We start from the raw sequence: 15,666 nt of genomic DNA on the forward strand, positions 1-15,666 counted from the left end.
CGTTGCACTATGATGAGAAGGAGAGTGCTGTCATGTTATATACAGCCGATCACACGAACCAAATCGCGGCATTTACCGGCAAGCTGTTAAGGGACAGGTTTGGCAAAGGTCCGGAGTCGGTGCATGTATCCGTCGGAAACTACGGGATCGCACTCCACATCCGCAATTTTATCGGACCTGTCGAGCGGTTCCTTTTAAACAAAGAAGAAGAGAAGGCGTTTCGGTATACCCGCGAACTGCTGATGGAGTCTCTGCTTCCCGAATTGAAGGCGTATCTGGAGAAGGAAATGGACATCCGCCTGGAAGAGGTTTACTATGACTGGGGATTACATAACGCTTCGGGGATCATTGTCGGGCTTACGACCGCCCAAACCATCGAAGCCGAGGATTATGCGGGGCGTGATGAGCTACATAACGAAATCGTCCGGGTAACCGGCATTGTCCAGAAGGTTCCCCGGAAAGTGTACTCTTGGTGGATGAATTCCAAAACCTTAATTGTCGTTCGGGAAGGATTATTGCTTCTGATCGAGAAGGAATTAATTCATACCGGATTTGATGAAGTGCTGCGGACAACGAAGCGAAAGCTCGAGAAGCGACATTTTGAGGAAGATACCCAGCTGGGTCAAATTCTCGGCCGAAAGATGGCCAATTTATACGTGGACTGGGATTTTGATAAGGATAAAAGCGTGATTGCCTGCACATTCCAGGATTAGGCGGTCACCGGGCGGTAATGGGTCAGACATGGATCGATCATGAGCTGAACATGAGCCAAAGAAGGAGCTGGAACGCTCCTTCTTTGGCTTTTTTTCATGGTAGGAGGTTTAATGATGAAGAGCAATTATCACATTTTATGCGTGGAGGACAACGGAATAAACATGGCTCTCATGCGGCATATTTTCAAAAAAATTCCTAACGCCACCATGTGGGAGGCAAGTACCGGGGAGGAAGCCGTAGAACTCGCCACGGCCAGATGCCCTGATCTGATCATCATGGATATTCAGCTGCCCGGAATGAATGGATACGATGCTCTGGCGTACCTTCAGGCCAACGAGAAGACACGGGCCATCCCGGTGGTGGCCGTCAGTTCTTATGCAATGGAGGCGGATATCGCCAAAGGGAAACAGGCAGGTTTTATCGAATATATTACGAAACCGTTCCACATTAAGTACTTTATTCAGGTGATCGATTCCATTCTCCGGCGACGGCCATTTTGAAAAAACCACATAACTTTGCATCGGGTGTGGCATATTACGTTATAGCTTGTAGTGTCCATAAACCAATGCAGGGGGAAATTTCAAGATGAAGCGTTTTGCGTTTGCTGCGGTTGCCGCATTGTTACTGTGCTGCGGTTTTTTCCCAGAGAAAGCTGCTGCGGACAGCCCATTTCATTTCGGCTTTAAAAAAAGCAGGAACGGTCAGCTTCCTTCCATCAACGAAGAAGGCTTTAAGGACATTCTGCAAAAGAACGGCGCGATTTTTCTGGGGGATACATCGCAGAAAGAGCTGTATCTGACGTTTGATAACGGATATGAAAACGGGTTCACGCCTAGAATTTTGGACGTTTTGAAAGAGAAGAAGGTGCCGGCGATCTTTTTCCTGACAGGACATTATGTGAAGGACAAGCCGGAATTGGTAACCCGGATGGTCACTGAGGGCCATCTGGTGGGCAATCACTCTTGGACGCATCCGGATATGACCCAGATTTCCGACGCTCAGCTCAGGGAAGAGCTGGATAAGGTCAAGCAGAGCGTTGCCGGAACTACCCGCCAGAAGGCGATGGCTTATGTCCGTCCTCCCCGGGGAATTTTCAGCGATCGTACGCTTGCAGCATCACGTACCGAAGGTTATACGACGGTATTCTGGTCCGTTGCTTATAAAGACTGGGATGTGAACGACCAAAGAGGAGGCGAGTATGCCTACCGTCAAGTGATGGCGCAGCTGCATCCGGGAGCGGTCATCCTGCTGCACTCGATTTCGAAGGATAACACGGAGGCGCTTGCCCGGATTATCGACGATGCCCGTAAGCAGGGCTACGAGTTCAAGAGCTTGGATCAACTGAAGCGGCCAACTTACTAATCTGATATGAAGACGCCAGGCCAAGATGGCTCGGCGTTTTTTTGTGCTCCGCGGCAGCGGTTTTGGCAAATATTTGTATTTTGTTGTTGATAAAGCACGAATATATGAAACCTTCCCCCCTGATTTCGCGTCTATTCTACGTGGGACTTAGGACCCGAGTTTAAGAGATGGGGGAAGTGACATGGAGCGCGCATCGCTGCCCAAACGTTCAACCGTAAGAAACCAACGGCCCGCTCCCAAGGGGACCAAGAAACGGAAAAAGAAAAAGGGAGGGTTCCTCCGGTTCAGTATACGCCTCTTCTGGAGCCTCGTCCTGATCGGCGGCGCGGCGGCAGCTTGGCTGTTTCTGACGGTATCCGGCAATCATTTTCGTTATCTGGTGGCAGATACGCTCATTACGACCCAGCACCGTTACTTGGCCAAATATATCATCGGACAGGATGAGCTCAACCGGCGCGTGACAGAATACAACAAGCGTTTTGAAGCCATGGGCGTCGAAAAAGACACGCATCAAATCAAGCTGCCGGTGCCGACGGCCTCTGCCGAAGCCGGCAAGGAGACCGAGAAACCGCAGCCACTGGTGGAGATTGAGGAAGTTTCGGGCAAAGGTTATCACGGCTATGTGATGACCGTTCACGATCCGAAAAAAATCCGCCTGGGCGTTCCCGCAAAGCGCGGCAAGGGCGAGAAAGTATCGAGCATGGTCAAGCGTTACGGCGCGATCGCCGGCGTGAACGGAGGCGGATTCGCCGATCCGAACTGGAAAGGGAACGGCTTCAAGCCGATCGGAATCGTTATATCGCAGGGAAAGCTGTATTATAATGGATTGGGAAAAAATGCGACGACCCAGGTTGTAGGCATCGACCGGGATGGTAAAATGATCGCCGGCAACTATTCGCTGAAGGAATTGGACCGAATGGGGGTTCAGGAAGCGGTAACCTTTCAGCCGCGGATCATCGTCAACGGCAAAGGCCTCATTAAGAATGCCGCCGAAGGCTGGGGCATCGCACCGCGAACTGCCATGGGGCAGCGTGAGGACGGGGCCATCCTGTTCGTCATCATCGACGGAAGACAGCCGACTTACAGCGTCGGGGCCAATTTGTACGATGTCCAGCAGATCATGCTGAAGCATGGGGCCGTGATCGCCGCCAATCTGGACGGGGGGTCCTCTACCGTGCTGGTCAAAGACAATGAGATTGTAAACAAACCGTCGTCGGAATATGGAGAGCGGTATTTGCCCACCTCTTTTCTGGTGTTTGAGCATCCAGAGCAGGCGGACATTCCGAATATTTGGGCGGGTCTCAACCCGAAGGATATCGATCCGTCTAAGAAATAAGAAAACGTCTATATCTAAAAGAAAAAAAGCCTGAATTCAGGCTTTTTTGGAGTAAATGATTCCGATCGTTTTGGCACCGCAGTGAGAGGAAATGACACAGCCGGCATCCGAGAGGGCAACCTCGCGGGCGCCGGTTTTTTCTTCAAGCAGCTTTTTGATCGCTTCCGCGTCCTCGGCCGCCATGGAATGGGTGACGAAGATGAGGTCGTTGTCCATCTCGCCCTTCTTGTCCAGCGCATTGTTCACCATCTGCTCGAGCGCTTTTTCCCGCTTACCGCGGACCTTGTAAGCCGGGGTCATTTTCCCGTCGATCACCTTGATGACCGGCCGGATTTTGAGCAGGCTGCTCATGAAATTCTGCATGCCGGAGCAGCGTCCGCCTTTGTACAGGTATTCCAGCGAATCGATGACGAATTCGGTCTCTACGAGCGGCTTGACGGACTCGACGATGGCGGCGATTTCACGGGCGCTTTTCCCCTGTTCTGCCGCGGCCACCGCTTTCATGACCAGCAGTCCGATTCCGGTGGTCAGGTTCCGCGAATCCACGACCGTAATCCGTCCTTCCGGAAACTCCTCGCCCGCGATGAGCGCATTCTGATAAGTCGAGGATAGCTCGGACGACAGGCTGATGTAGACGATATCCCGTCCTTCTTCCACAAACGGGGTGAAAGCCGCGATAAAATCGGACGGAGACGGAGCAGCCGTCTTGGGAAGGCTGCCCGTTTGCTCCACTTTGGCATACAACTCGGGTGTCGTTAAGTCGACTCCATCCCTGTAATTTTGGTCTCCGAACGTAACGTACAGCGGAATAATGCCGATGTCACGGGCTTTCACCCAATCGGCAGGCAGGTCGCACGTACTGTCGGCGAATATTTTGACATGGGACATATGATCACCTTTTCTTCTATTAGACTGCTGGAATGCAAAAGAGATCGCTAGACGGCGACAGAGGTCATGAAGTATATAAAGAACAAGCCAATAATGAGCACGATGACGGCATTCACAATAAGCCCGATGATGGCAAAGATCTTTTTGCGGTTTTTAATGGCCGTACCGACAATGCCCAGAATCGTTCCGACCACGTTGACAAGTACTAGTGCGATCATCAGCAGACCGACGACGCCGAGTCCAAGGACCGCATTGGAATTCGGAGCATCCAGCATGCCCTCTTCCAGATAAGGGGCCATAATGGCGCCTGCTGCTGCGGCACTGACGATGTAACCCAGCAAACTGACCAGGCCCATGATAAAGGAAGCGATGCCGGGCCCGGAGTGCTTCAGCGCAGCAGGGGGAACGAACGGAGCCTGAGGCGAATAGGGCCCCGGGTTCTGCTGGAATCCGTCCGGCTGGTGCGGAGGCTGGTTTGAATCCATGAAATCACTCTCTCCTTCAAATCGATAGATATGCTTCTTACTTTTCCATAAGATCCCGTAAAAATCAAGTTGATTTGGGGAGTCGTGAGCTATGGTGGTGGAAAAGGTTACGTCCGATCGGTTAAAATAGGTAACAGTTTGGTAGTAGATAAGGAACATCTAAAGGAGTTGTCGATGTGCAGCGCAAATTTATATTGACCGGCGCCCTGATGGCGATGCTGTCCGTGGTGATCGGAGCATTCGGGGCCCACATGCTGGAACCCATCGTCGGGGAGTCGGCGATGAAGGTATATGAAACCGGGGTTCAGTATCATATGGCGCACGCCTTGGGGATCTTACTGATCGGGATCGTCGCCGGGTTATGGGGGGATTCGCGCAAGCTGGCCTGGGCCGGATGGCTGCTGCTGGCGGGAATCATTCTGTTTTCCGGAAGCCTGTATGTTCTGGCCATTACGGGGATCAAAATCCTTGGCGCCATTACGCCGCTTGGCGGCGTCGCCTTCATCATCGGATGGATCTGCCTGATTGCGGAAGCCGTATCGCGCAGACAAGCTTGACCCGTCCTCTTATCGGAAAAAGTACAGAAGAAAGCCCGCCTTCGGCTTAGTCAGCCGGGGCGGGCTTGTTTTAGTAGAAAGTAAAAGCTTCGGAGAAACCTAGATAACCTCATCCACTTCGTTCAGCTTAAAGGTATAGACCTGTTTCTCATCCACGTGATATACGTTCAGCATCTGATGTTCCTCATCAAAATTAAGGATTCGGCACGGCATATGAATATGCTGCCCGCCCCGGTTGGCCGTCAGCCGGATCAGCCGGTTGTCGCGGATATAAACCTGAATCCAATCATAGATTTCCGAACCGCCATGCACCGGGTTTCGGGGCGACTGGCCTTTCGTGCCTTTCCCCGCAGCCGCTGTACGCAGTTCCGGCTCCTTGATCGGAGAAGGGAGAACGGACGGACGGGAAGGCTCCTCTTTGGATAGGAGAGATTTGCGCTTGTCCTGAAGCATCGATTCAATCAGCCGCCCCAGTTCAATCCCCGATTTGATGCGAAAATCCGCAATATGCCCGTTACCGTTCAGCATGCCTAGGAGTTCTTGCAGTGCCAGGGCATTAGAGGGACTTTTCACTAAGATGTCGACGTTGAACAGAAAACCCGATTCGTCATTTGATTGATTGTTGTCCATGGATCCCCCAAATTATACGTTCAAAAAGTATATGAAAGTGACTAAATAATATCATGAATGCGAATAGAATCATAGTCCTAATGTCGGAGTGGACAGCAACTTTGTTCCTATTTATTGAGACGCATTTTCGTCTGGACGTCCGCACAGTCAACCCATTCCCAGGGCGAATACAATGATGCTGGATGGATATCACGCCTAGGAGGTGTACAGCTGAATGGTGACCATGGTGCCGATTACCGTCGGGGAGTACAGTTTTGTCGGTGTAGAGGTCAAGCTGCCCAAGACGACGCTGCTCACAATCAATTCGCCGAAAGGGTACATTATGTGCGGGGCGCTGGATGTGGGACTGCTTAACACCAGACTTTCAGAGCGAAAAATCATTGCAGGCCGGGCCGTCGGCGTCAAGACGCTTCAGGAGCTGCTAGAAGCGCCGCTGGAGTCGGTGACGACCGAGGCCGAGGCGCTCGGAATCGTTGCGGGCATGCCCGGGCATGAAGCTCTGTTGAAAATGGTGTAGTGGCCTCACGACGCAGACTTGAACGCAATAAGAAAGCCAGCCCGAACAGGGCTGGCTGCGCCGGTAGCAGAGCGGCCGCTCAGGACGCAATGCCCGAACGAAGCCCAATCGGCAGGTGTCCATTAAGCTTGAAAAAGGGCCGCGAGGTGCTCGGCGAACGGTGCCTTGACGATTCCCTTTTCCGTGATGATGGCAGTTACATATTCGTGAGGTGTGACGTCAAACGCCGGGTTGTAGACTTGGATGCCTTCGGGAGCGGTTCGTTTCCCGAAGCCCTCGGTAACTTCCGCAGCCGGCCGTTCCTCGATCGGGATGCTTTCCCCTGTAGGCGTATTCAGATCGATCGTCGACAACGGGCAGGCGACGTAGAACGGAATGCCGTGAGCTTTGGCCAGTACGGCGAGGCTGTAGGTGCCGATCTTGTTGGCGACGTCGCCGTTGGCGGCCACCCGGTCGGTGCCGACGATCACCGCCTGCACCCATCCTTTGGCCATGACCATGCCTGCCATGTTATCGCAGAGCAGCGTCACGTCGATTCCGGCCTGCTGCAGCTCGAAGGCCGTCAGCCGTGCGCCCTGCAGCACCGGGCGCGTCTCATCGGCATACACTTTCAGGTGTATGCCCTGCTCCTGGGCCAAATACATCGGCGCGGTCGCCGTTCCGTATTTGGCCGTAGCCAGCCCGCCCGCATTGCAGTGGGTGAGCACGCCCATTCCGTCCCGGAACAGGGGCAGTGCATTCTCCCCGATGCGGCGGCACACTTCCTCGTCTTCCGCTTGAATCGCGTTCGCCTCGGCGAGAAGGGCTTTGTTCAGGTCGGCAACGCTGCCTCCCCGGCCGGCCAATTCATGCGCTTTCCCTTTCATCCGGTCCAGCGCCCAGAACAGATTGACCGCTGTCGGCCGGGACGTGGCCAGATAGGCGCTGACCTTGACGACATGGTCGTCCCAAGCGGCGGCATTGCCGCCTTCATATTGGCGCGCCCCGAGCACCACGCCGTAAGCGGCGGCGATGCCGATGGCCGGCGCGCCCCGGACCTTCATCGCATGGATCGATTCCCACACGTCTTCCGGCGTGAACAAATCCAGATAGACGATAGTGTCCGGAAGCAGGCGCTGATCCAGGAGGATCAGCCGGTCGCCGCCCCATTGGACGGAAGTCAGCGGCTCGCTGCGTCGTTGTGTCTTTTCTTGGTTGTCGTTATTCATTGTGAAGCTCCTTTAAGCGGCTCGGCTTCTATCACCAGCCGCACAATATCTTCGCCGGATTGAATGCTCCGGTTGCCCAGAACGAGCTGTTTGCCAATGGCCAGCGCCGTACGCTGCGCCTTCTTCCGCAGCTTCACGTCTGCGATGGTATCAATGTCGGCCACATGGGACAGGCCGACGATGCGCCGGATCATTTTGCAGCCGGCGAATCCGCAGGCATCGCGCAGCACCTTGGCCACATAGGCGTCCTGGTAACCGGGAGCTTTCGCTAACGGGTCCTTGGCATCCTCATCCCACAGCTTGCGGAAGCGGATTTCGAATTCGGACCATACGTCCGAAACCATGCGGAGGAGACGCTCTTGATTGCCGAGAACCTCCGATTCGTTGGTATCCCAGCCCGGCCGCGAAGCAAAGTTCAGGAGCAGGTTGCCGATGATGGCACCGAGGTCAAAGCCCATCGGTCCGTAATAGGCAAACTCGGGATCGATCACTTTGGTCGACTCCGGCGTGACGAAAATGCTGCCGGTATGCAGGTCGCCGTGAAGCAGTGCTTCGGTCCGGGTCAGGAAGGCTTCCCGGAGCAAGGCGACTTCCAGGTGGAGCTTGCCGTTCTCTCTCAGCTCCTTCGCCTCATCCTCCAGGTAGTCCGGGTAGTTGTTGTTATCGGACAACCGGTATGGATCGTCAAAGATCAAATCCTCGGTAATTTTGCACAGATCGGGGTTGATGAACTTTCGTACCTGTTCTTTCTTTTCCTGCGGGTTCAGGAACAGATCCGAAGTATAAAACAGCGTTCTGGCCGTGAATTCGCCGATATGGCGGGCAAACAGGGGATAGGCTTGTCCTTCGATCAGTCCTTTGCGCATAATCGTGTGGTCGCTCAGGTCTTCCATGACGGTAATCGCCAAGTCATCGTCGTAGGAGAACACCTGCGGCGCCAGCCCAGGGCACAGACGGTACTGCACTTGAAGCGCTTCGCGTTCAATGCGCGCCCGGTCCAGGGACAGCGGCCAGGATTCCCCGACCACCTTCGCATAAGGAAGGGCTTGTTTGACAATGATACTTGTATCGCTGTTCCGGTCCGTAATATGGAACACTAAGTTCAGGTTGCCGTCACCGATTTCTTTGCACTCCAGCTGCGCATCGGGCGCAAAATGACCCGGAATGCCGCGGACGAGAGAAATGGCGTCTTGGACGGTGAGCGGGTGATATGTGGACATGGAAGTCACCTCCGTATAATAAGGAAACCGAATAAAGCCAACTTGTTCACTTGGTTATAAAACAGTATATCGGATTGCCGACCTCTTTTGAATCTTTTTTTCAGAGGAAACGCATGAAAACGGGGGTCCTGCCATTTATGGGCAGTTGTTTCGTGCGGCGGGTTGAAGGGTAAGATAAGGGCAGGGAGGCACGCAGCCCAGATTCGTCTCGTGAGAGCCTCCCCATACTTAGACGAAAACTCCAGCTGGACTCCGAAGGTGCCGATTTATGCGGCAATCGAGGAGAGAAGGCCATATACTTAAAAAAGGAAGGGATTATTCATGGCAAAAACGTCATCCAAATCGAAAACATCCACTTTGGAACAAATCCTGAATCAGCAGGTAGCGAACCTGAACGTCCTGTATGTCAAAATCCATAACTACCATTGGTATGTAAAGGGTGAGCATTTCTTTACCCTCCACGTTAAATTCGAAGAGCTGTACGACGATATTACGCTGAAAATGGACGAAGTGGCCGAACGGCTGCTTACGATTAAAGGAAGTCCGGCTGCGACGATGAAGGAGTACTTGGACATAGCGACAATTCAGGAAGCTTCGGGCAATGAAGACCAGCGCAAAATGGTACAGACCCTGATTGAGGACTTTGCCACCGTCGCCGAGGAAATGAGCGAAGGAATCAGCCTGGCGGAAGAAGCCGGCGACCATCCGACGGGCGATATGTTTATCAAGATCAAGAGCGATCTCGAAAAGCATATGTGGATGCTCCGTTCTTACCTGGGATAAGGGAGACCTCTTTCACGGAAGGAAGAAGCAAACCAAGTGCGCTGGCCGCCAGCGCACTTTTGCTGTCCCGGTTGAACTGCTGACGGCATAATGTATAAGACCGCGTTGCTCTTTTTAACGAATAAGACATGAATCGGATGGACGGGAAATGGAGAAAAGGGATCCGGTCTCAGGTGGCTTTTCCCGGTTATGCTTCCGAGCGTCTGCGCGGTTGTGAGGATCCTCCATGCTGCTGTTCCTAGGATCATTGGGTTGACCCCGAAATATCGCAGGGTGTTCACGAAACGCCAGCCGGTGACGACGACGATGGCTCCGTTGCCGGATGCTGCAGAATTCCCGCGAATTCCGTTTGTAATGAACAGCATCCATGGAAATAATTAGATAATAAAAGGAAACAGGCTTGGCTGCAACCGTGGCGAAGCCTGTTTCCTTAACGAAACGCCAGGTTCATTCCGGGTGGCGGTTGATATGATTCGCCATTTATTATAAAATTGTGATAATCATTGAGAATCAATTTAGATTCATTATAAATTGATAATAATGATTGATTGAAATCGGGGAGCGCGTCCCTGTTGAAATAGACTTTCTGATTTCGGCAAAACATTTAACGGAGGGAAAACGAATATGGCTACTAATTTCACCATTGAAGGACTTAAAGCGACAATCGAAGGCAAGGAAATCCTGAAAGGGATCAACCTGGAGATGAAGGGCGGAGAAATCCACGCCATCATGGGACCTAACGGTACCGGTAAAAGTACGCTTGCTTCGGCTTTGATGGGACATCCTAAATACGAAGTAACAGACGGCAGCGTCACTCTGAACGGCGAAGACGTTCTGGAAATGGGCGTTGACGAGCGTGCGCGCGCCGGCTTGTTCTTGGCTATGCAGTACCCAAGCGAAATTACAGGCGTGACCAATTCCGACTTCCTGCGCAGCGCCATTAACGCGCGCCGTGAAGAGGGGAATGAAATTTCGCTGATTCGTTTCATCCGTCAAATGGAAGCGAAGATGAAAGAACTGGATATGAACCCTGAGTTTGCCCATCGTTATTTGAACGAAGGCTTCTCCGGCGGTGAGAAGAAACGTAACGAAATTTTGCAAATGATGATGATTGAGCCAAGCATTGTTGTTCTGGACGAAATCGACTCCGGTTTGGATATCGACGCTTTGAAAATTGTAGCCAGCGGTGTAAACGCCATGCGCAGCGAAGACCGCGGTTTCCTGATTATTACCCACTATCAGCGCCTGCTTAACTATGTGAAGCCTGATTTTGTACATGTTATGATGCAAGGACGGATCGTGAAATCCGGTGGTCCTGAACTGGCAGAGCGCCTGGAAGCAGAAGGTTATGATTGGGTGAAAGAGGAACTCGGCATCGAAGACGAAACTGTAGGTCAAGAAGCGTAAACAAGAGCGGAAGGAGGAGAACGAAGATGACAACACAAACCATTCTTCCGGTTAACGCTGAAGGCCTGAGCGCGCTGTCGAAGAACAGCAGCGAGCCGGCCTGGCTCACGGAAAATCGTCTGAAAGCACTGGAACTCGCGGCAACCCTCGAGTTGCCTAAACTTGAAAAAACGAGAATCGAACGTTGGGACATTCAAAACTACGGAAGCTACAAATCCGTAAGCCCGATTTCTTCCCTGGCTGAGGCTCCTGAATCGATTCGGGAACTGATCAAGGACCAGGAAGCGGGCAACCTGATCATCCAGCGCAATTCCGGAACCGTATATACGAAGCTGTCGCCAGAGCTGGCTGCCCAAGGCGTCATTTTCACCGATCTTGCGACTGCAGTGAAGGAGCATGAGGATCTCGTTAAAGCTCACTTGCATACGGCCGTTACAGCGGATGAGAGCTCCGTCGCAGCACTGCATGCCGCATTGTGGAACGGCGGGGTGTTCCTGTATGTTCCAAAAAACGTGGAGGTAACCGCACCGCTGCAGGCCGTGCTGCTGACAGATGACGAGGAAGCGACCTTTGCTCCTCATATTCTGGTCATCGCCGATACGAACAGCTCGGTGACCTATGTAGATAACTATGTATCCGGTACATCCGATAAACCGGTCACTCATAACGGGGCCGTGGAAGTATTCGCCAAATCAGGAGCGAAGATCCGGTTTGCGACCATTCACCAATTGGGCACGAACGTGACGGACATCAGCTACCGCCGTGCTGTCATCGAGAACGACGCGTCCATGGAATGGATCGTCGGCGAAATGAACAGCGGCGATACCGCCAGCGATACTTACACGATTCTGAAAGGAAACGGGTCTACGTCCGATTCCAAAATCATTGCCGTCGGTTCCGGCTCTCAGAAGCTGAACTACACGACTCGTGCGAACCACTTCGGCAAGAGCTCCGAGAGCCAAATGATTACCCGTGCCGTCATGCGTGAAGAAGCACAGGCGATCATCAACGGCATTACCAAAATCGAGAAGGGTGCAACCAAGTCCGACGGACAGCAGACGGAGAAAGTGCTGATGCTGAGCCCGAAAGCACGCGGTGATGCCAACCCGATCCTGCTGATCGACGAGGATGACGTTAAGGCAGGTCATGCTGCTTCCGTCGGTCAGGTCAACCCTGAACAAATTTACTACCTGATGTCCCGGGGGATCTCCCGCGAAGTTGCCGAATCCCTGATCATCTACGGATTCCTGGCGCCGGTCGTATCTCAGATTCCGCTTGAAGGCCTGCGCACGCAGCTTCAATCGGTGATCGAAGGGAAGTTAGGACAATGAACCGCGATATTCTCGAGCAGTTCCCCATCCTGAATCAGGAAATAAACGGCCACCCGTTGGTATATCTTGATAATGCGGCGACTTCCCAGAAACCGCTCGCTGTGATCGAGGCTGTCAAACGGTATTACGAGCTTGACAACGCCAACGTGCACCGCGGGGTGCACACGCTTGGAAGCCGCGCAACGGATGCTTATGAAGGCGCGCGCGAGAAGGTAGCTAAGTTCATTAACGCCAAGAGCACGAAGGAAATTATTTTTACGCGGGGAACGACGACGGCCCTGAACCTGGTGGCTTCCTCGTTCGGGCGCTCGATCTGCAAGGAAGGCGATGAAATCGTCCTGACCCCGCTGGAGCACCACAGTAATCTAATTCCTTGGCAGCAGGTGGCAAAAGCCACCGGTGCCACGTTGAAATATGTTAAACTACAAGAAGACGGTTCAGTCACTTTGGCCGAAGTCGAGAAAGTCGTAACCGAGAAGACCAAGATCATCGCGATGGGCTATGTGTCCAACGTCATGGGCGTGGTTAACCCGGTAAAGGAAGTCGCCGAGCTGGCTCACCGCCAAGGCGCATATATGGTTGTGGACGGCGCCCAGAGCACCCCTCACATGAAGGTGGATGTTCAGGATCTGGACTGTGACTTCTACGCCTTCTCCGGCCACAAGATGTGCGGTCCTACCGGCATCGGTGTACTGTACGGCAAAAAGGCGCTGCTCGAATCCATGGAACCGGTGGAATTCGGTGGTGAAATGATTGACGATGTCGGACTATACGACGCTTCCTGGAAGGAGCTGCCCTGGAAGTTTGAAGGGGGCACCCCGATTATCGCCGGAGCGGTCGGGCTGGCTGCAGCCATCGATTTTCTCGAGGGAATCGGCCTTGATCAAATCGAGGAGCATGAGCAGAAGCTCGCGAAGTATGCGATCGAGCGGTTATCGGAAATTGAAGGCCTGAAGCTTTATGGTCCGCGTGTACGTAAAGTGGGCCTGGTAACCTTCAATTTGGGAGATGTGCATCCGCATGACGTGGCTACGGTTCTGGATGCCAGCGGGGTTGCTATCCGCGCAGGACACCATTGCTGCCAGCCGCTCATGCGTTGGCTTGAGGCCAGTGCCACCGCCCGTGCAAGCTTTTATCTATATAATACCGAACAAGATGTAGATCGTCTGATCAGCGCCTTAATCCAGACAAAGGAGTATTTTGGATGATGGAACTTGACGACTTGTACCGGCGTGTCATAATGGATCATTATAAAAACCCTCGCAATCGGGGCAAATTTGAAAATGAAGCCGTGACGGTGGATTTGAACAACCCGACTTGCGGCGATAAAATTTCGCTTCAGCTTATTGTCGATAACGGCATCGTCAAGGATGCCAAATATACAGGCGAGGGCTGCTCCATCAGCATGTCCTCGGCTTCGATGATGACCGAAGCGGTTAAAGGCAAAACATTCGAAGAGGCGAAGGAACTGGCTTCGCGCTTTTCGTCGCTGATGCAGGGTGAGGACGTTCACTTTGACGATTACGAAGATATCGAAGCCCTGTCCGGCGTTAACAAGTTCCCGGCCCGCATTAAATGCGCAACGCTCGCTTGGAATGCACTGCGGAAAGGTATTGACGAGGAACGCATTAACCACTAAAGATAGGGAGGCTGAATACTCATGGCCAAAAAAGCGCCTGAAATAGAAGAGTATAAATACGGATTCCGCGACGAGCATAAAGCGGTATTCCAAACCGGTAAAGGACTTACCCGTGAGATTGTAACCGAAATTTCCAAAATCAAAAACGAGCCGGAATGGATGCTTGAGTTCCGTCTGAAATCTTTGGAGCAGTTCGAGAAAATGGCGATGCCCCGCTGGGGCGGCGACCTGGATGAACTGGACTTCAACGATATCCAATACTACGTAAGACCTTCCGAGAAGCAGGGGAAGACGTGGGAAGAGGTACCGGCCGAGATCAAAGAAACCTTTGACAAACTCGGTATTCCGGAAGCCGAGCAGAAATTCCTTGCCGGTGTATCCGCCCAGTATGAATCTGAAGTTGTGTATCACAACATGCAGAAAGACCTGGAAGACCAAGGGGTTATCTTCATGGATACCGACACGGCGCTTAAAGAGCATCCTGAAATTTTCAGAGAGCACTTTGCGTCCGTCGTTCCTCCAACCGATAACAAATTCGCTGCGCTGAACAGTGCGGTATGGTCCGGCGGAAGCTTCATTTACGTTCCAAAAGGCGTAAAATGTGAAATCCCGCTGCAGGCTTACTTCCGGATCAACTCCGAGAACATGGGCCAATTCGAACGCACGCTGATCATTGCGGACGAAGACAGCTTCGTGCACTACGTCGAAGGCTGTACCGCTCCGATCTACAGCACGAACTCGCTGCACAGTGCGGTCGTTGAGATCATCTGTAAGAAAAACGCACGCGTGCGTTACACGACGATCCAAAACTGGGCACCGAACATCTACAACCTCGTTACCAAGCGGGCGGTAGCTGAAGAGAACGCCACGATGGAATGGGTAGACGGCAACATCGGCTCCAAGCTGACGATGAAATATCCGGCAGTGCTGCTGAAAGGACGCGGCGCGAAAGGCATGGTGCTGTCCATTGCGGTTGCAGGCAAAGGCCAGCATCAGGATGCAGGCGCCAAAATGATCCATCTGGCTCCGGATACGACGTCCACGATCGTATCGAAGTCGATCAGTAAGCACGGCGGCAAGGTAACTTACCGCGGTCTCGCTTCCTTCGGACGCAACGCGGAAGGCGCGAAAGCCAACATCAAGTGCGATACGCTGATTCTGGATAACGAGTCCACTTCGGATACGATTCCGTACAACGAGATCAAGAACGACAACATCGTTCTGGAGCACGAAGCGACGGTATCCAAGGTGTCGGAAGATCAGCTCTTCTATCTGATGAGCCGCGGACTCTCTGAAGCTGAAGCAACGCAAATGATCGTTATGGGCTTCATTGAGCCGTTCACGAAGGAACTTCCAATGGAATACGCGGTCGAAATGAACCGTCTCATCAAATTCGAGATGGAAGGCTCCATCGGTTAATATTCAGCAAGCAAACAAGCAAAGCGTGTTCCGCGTAAGCCGTTTCGGCGGCTTCTCGGGACACGCTTTTTTTAGATAAAAGAAAGTATTAGCTTTGGAGACTGTGGAGTCCTTATATCGCATGAAAATCTTCTGATAAACCCGGTCTGTTTTCTATGAAAGTACGTCGA

General features: G+C 52.7%; 17 protein-coding genes. 12 read left to right on the forward strand and 5 right to left on the reverse strand.

All coding sequences use genetic code 11. The features are described from left to right. The first annotated feature begins 32 nt into the window (after window positions 1-32). The 4 genes from CJP46_RS11145 (at window position 33) to CJP46_RS11160 (ending at window position 3,412) form a co-directional block, all read left to right on the forward strand. Window positions 33-713 (forward strand): Na-translocating system protein MpsC family protein, encoded by a 681-nt coding sequence (locus CJP46_RS11145; protein WP_094595665.1) that lies wholly within the window; start codon window positions 33-35, stop codon window positions 711-713. A 111-nt stretch (window positions 714-824) separates the two neighbouring features. Further along, a complete protein-coding gene (locus tag CJP46_RS11150) occupies window positions 825-1,214 on the forward strand; it encodes a response regulator (RefSeq protein WP_179281127.1) in 390 nt (129 codons plus the stop codon). Window positions 1,215-1,299: 85 nt separating this feature from the next. Then, window positions 1,300-2,076, forward strand: coding sequence for a delta-lactam-biosynthetic de-N-acetylase (gene pdaA / locus CJP46_RS11155; RefSeq protein WP_094595667.1), 777 nt, complete (start codon window positions 1,300-1,302; stop codon window positions 2,074-2,076). Window positions 2,077-2,257: 181 nt separating this feature from the next. Further along, a complete protein-coding gene (locus tag CJP46_RS11160; protein WP_094595668.1) occupies window positions 2,258-3,412 on the forward strand; it encodes a phosphodiester glycosidase family protein in 1,155 nt (384 codons plus the stop codon). A gap of 36 nt (window positions 3,413-3,448) precedes the next feature. On the opposite strand, the gene CJP46_RS11165 is transcribed toward CJP46_RS11160, so the two are convergent. Together CJP46_RS11165 and CJP46_RS11170 are read right to left on the reverse strand one after the other, a co-directional pair. Then, the gene (locus tag CJP46_RS11165; RefSeq protein WP_094595669.1) at window positions 3,449-4,300 is read right to left on the reverse strand and encodes a DegV family protein; all 852 of its coding nucleotides are present in this window, start codon (window positions 4,298-4,300) and stop codon (window positions 3,449-3,451) included. Between the two features lie 47 nt (window positions 4,301-4,347). Then, window positions 4,348-4,785, reverse strand: coding sequence for a hypothetical protein (locus tag CJP46_RS11170; protein WP_094595670.1), 438 nt, complete (start codon window positions 4,783-4,785; stop codon window positions 4,348-4,350). Between the two features lie 176 nt (window positions 4,786-4,961). Here CJP46_RS11170 and CJP46_RS11175 point away from each other — a divergent pair, with 176 nt between their 5' ends. After that, window positions 4,962-5,342: a DUF423 domain-containing protein gene (locus CJP46_RS11175; RefSeq protein ID WP_094595671.1), complete on the forward strand. Its 381-nt coding sequence runs from the start codon at window positions 4,962-4,964 to the stop codon at window positions 5,340-5,342. A gap of 99 nt (window positions 5,343-5,441) precedes the next feature. Here CJP46_RS11175 and CJP46_RS11180 read toward each other — a convergent pair whose 3' ends face one another. Then, a complete protein-coding gene (locus tag CJP46_RS11180; protein ID WP_094595672.1) occupies window positions 5,442-5,972 on the reverse strand; it encodes a hypothetical protein in 531 nt (176 codons plus the stop codon). 214 nt (window positions 5,973-6,186) lie between these two features. On the opposite strand from CJP46_RS11180, the gene CJP46_RS11185 reads away from it, so the two are divergent. After that, the gene (locus CJP46_RS11185; protein ID WP_094595673.1) at window positions 6,187-6,489 is read left to right on the forward strand and encodes a YunC family protein; all 303 of its coding nucleotides are present in this window, start codon (window positions 6,187-6,189) and stop codon (window positions 6,487-6,489) included. Window positions 6,490-6,611: 122 nt separating this feature from the next. On the opposite strand, the gene mtnA is transcribed toward CJP46_RS11185, so the two are convergent. After that, the gene (mtnA, locus tag CJP46_RS11190; RefSeq protein WP_094595674.1) at window positions 6,612-7,697 is read right to left on the reverse strand and encodes an S-methyl-5-thioribose-1-phosphate isomerase; all 1,086 of its coding nucleotides are present in this window, start codon (window positions 7,695-7,697) and stop codon (window positions 6,612-6,614) included. Next, on the reverse strand, window positions 7,694-8,917 hold the full coding sequence (gene mtnK, locus CJP46_RS11195; protein ID WP_094595675.1) for an S-methyl-5-thioribose kinase: 1,224 nt from the start codon (window positions 8,915-8,917) through the stop codon (window positions 7,694-7,696). Before mtnK ends, mtnA begins: the two co-directional genes overlap by 4 nt. A gap of 321 nt (window positions 8,918-9,238) precedes the next feature. Here mtnK and CJP46_RS11200 point away from each other — a divergent pair, with 321 nt between their 5' ends. The 6 genes from CJP46_RS11200 to sufB all read left to right on the forward strand — a co-directional run bounded on the left by CJP46_RS11200 (window position 9,239) and on the right by sufB (window position 15,496). Further along, complete coding sequence (locus tag CJP46_RS11200) at window positions 9,239-9,700, forward strand: Dps family protein (RefSeq protein ID WP_094595676.1); 462 nt, start codon at window positions 9,239-9,241, stop codon at window positions 9,698-9,700. A gap of 624 nt (window positions 9,701-10,324) precedes the next feature. Then, a complete protein-coding gene (gene sufC, locus CJP46_RS11210; protein ID WP_094595678.1) occupies window positions 10,325-11,107 on the forward strand; it encodes a Fe-S cluster assembly ATPase SufC in 783 nt (260 codons plus the stop codon). A gap of 26 nt (window positions 11,108-11,133) precedes the next feature. Next, window positions 11,134-12,438, forward strand: a complete 1,305-nt coding sequence (gene sufD, locus CJP46_RS11215; RefSeq protein WP_094595679.1) for a Fe-S cluster assembly protein SufD — start codon at window positions 11,134-11,136, stop codon at window positions 12,436-12,438. After that, complete coding sequence (locus CJP46_RS11220) at window positions 12,435-13,646, forward strand: cysteine desulfurase (RefSeq protein ID WP_094595680.1); 1,212 nt, start codon at window positions 12,435-12,437, stop codon at window positions 13,644-13,646. The genes sufD and CJP46_RS11220 overlap by 4 nt, the downstream gene beginning before the upstream one ends. Then, window positions 13,646-14,077 (forward strand): Fe-S cluster assembly sulfur transfer protein SufU, encoded by a 432-nt coding sequence (sufU, locus tag CJP46_RS11225; RefSeq protein WP_094596140.1) that lies wholly within the window; start codon window positions 13,646-13,648, stop codon window positions 14,075-14,077. The genes CJP46_RS11220 and sufU overlap by 1 nt, the downstream gene beginning before the upstream one ends. Window positions 14,078-14,098: 21 nt before the next feature. Next, on the forward strand, window positions 14,099-15,496 hold the full coding sequence (gene sufB / locus CJP46_RS11230; RefSeq protein ID WP_094595681.1) for a Fe-S cluster assembly protein SufB: 1,398 nt from the start codon (window positions 14,099-14,101) through the stop codon (window positions 15,494-15,496). Window positions 15,497-15,666 lie beyond the last annotated feature (170 nt).

This window comes from Paenibacillus sp. XY044 (assembly GCF_002257645.1).
Taxonomy (GTDB): domain Bacteria; phylum Bacillota; class Bacilli; order Paenibacillales; family Paenibacillaceae; genus Paenibacillus_AQ.

Bases quoted from the DNA above. Each gene is read 5' to 3' on its own strand.
- CJP46_RS11145 (WP_094595665.1), top strand. From the start codon at position 33: ATGTTATATACAGCCGATCACACGAACCAAATCGCGGCATTTACCGGC.
- CJP46_RS11150 (WP_179281127.1), top strand. From the start codon at position 825: ATGATGAAGAGCAATTATCACATTTTATGCGTGGAGGACAACGGAATA.
- pdaA (WP_094595667.1), top strand. From the start codon at position 1,300: ATGAAGCGTTTTGCGTTTGCTGCGGTTGCCGCATTGTTACTGTGCTGC.
- CJP46_RS11160 (WP_094595668.1), top strand. From the start codon at position 2,258: ATGGAGCGCGCATCGCTGCCCAAACGTTCAACCGTAAGAAACCAACGG.
- CJP46_RS11165 (WP_094595669.1), bottom strand. From the start codon at position 4,300: ATGTCCCATGTCAAAATATTCGCCGACAGTACGTGCGACCTGCCTGCC.
- CJP46_RS11170 (WP_094595670.1), bottom strand. From the start codon at position 4,785: ATGGATTCAAACCAGCCTCCGCACCAGCCGGACGGATTCCAGCAGAAC.
- CJP46_RS11180 (WP_094595672.1), bottom strand. From the start codon at position 5,972: ATGGACAACAATCAATCAAATGACGAATCGGGTTTTCTGTTCAACGTC.
- CJP46_RS11185 (WP_094595673.1), top strand. From the start codon at position 6,187: ATGGTGACCATGGTGCCGATTACCGTCGGGGAGTACAGTTTTGTCGGT.
- mtnA (WP_094595674.1), bottom strand. From the start codon at position 7,697: ATGAATAACGACAACCAAGAAAAGACACAACGACGCAGCGAGCCGCTG.
- mtnK (WP_094595675.1), bottom strand. From the start codon at position 8,917: ATGTCCACATATCACCCGCTCACCGTCCAAGACGCCATTTCTCTCGTC.
- CJP46_RS11200 (WP_094595676.1), top strand. From the start codon at position 9,239: ATGGCAAAAACGTCATCCAAATCGAAAACATCCACTTTGGAACAAATC.
- sufC (WP_094595678.1), top strand. From the start codon at position 10,325: ATGGCTACTAATTTCACCATTGAAGGACTTAAAGCGACAATCGAAGGC.
- sufD (WP_094595679.1), top strand. From the start codon at position 11,134: ATGACAACACAAACCATTCTTCCGGTTAACGCTGAAGGCCTGAGCGCG.
- CJP46_RS11220 (WP_094595680.1), top strand. From the start codon at position 12,435: ATGAACCGCGATATTCTCGAGCAGTTCCCCATCCTGAATCAGGAAATA.
- sufU (WP_094596140.1), top strand. From the start codon at position 13,646: ATGGAACTTGACGACTTGTACCGGCGTGTCATAATGGATCATTATAAA.
- sufB (WP_094595681.1), top strand. From the start codon at position 14,099: ATGGCCAAAAAAGCGCCTGAAATAGAAGAGTATAAATACGGATTCCGC.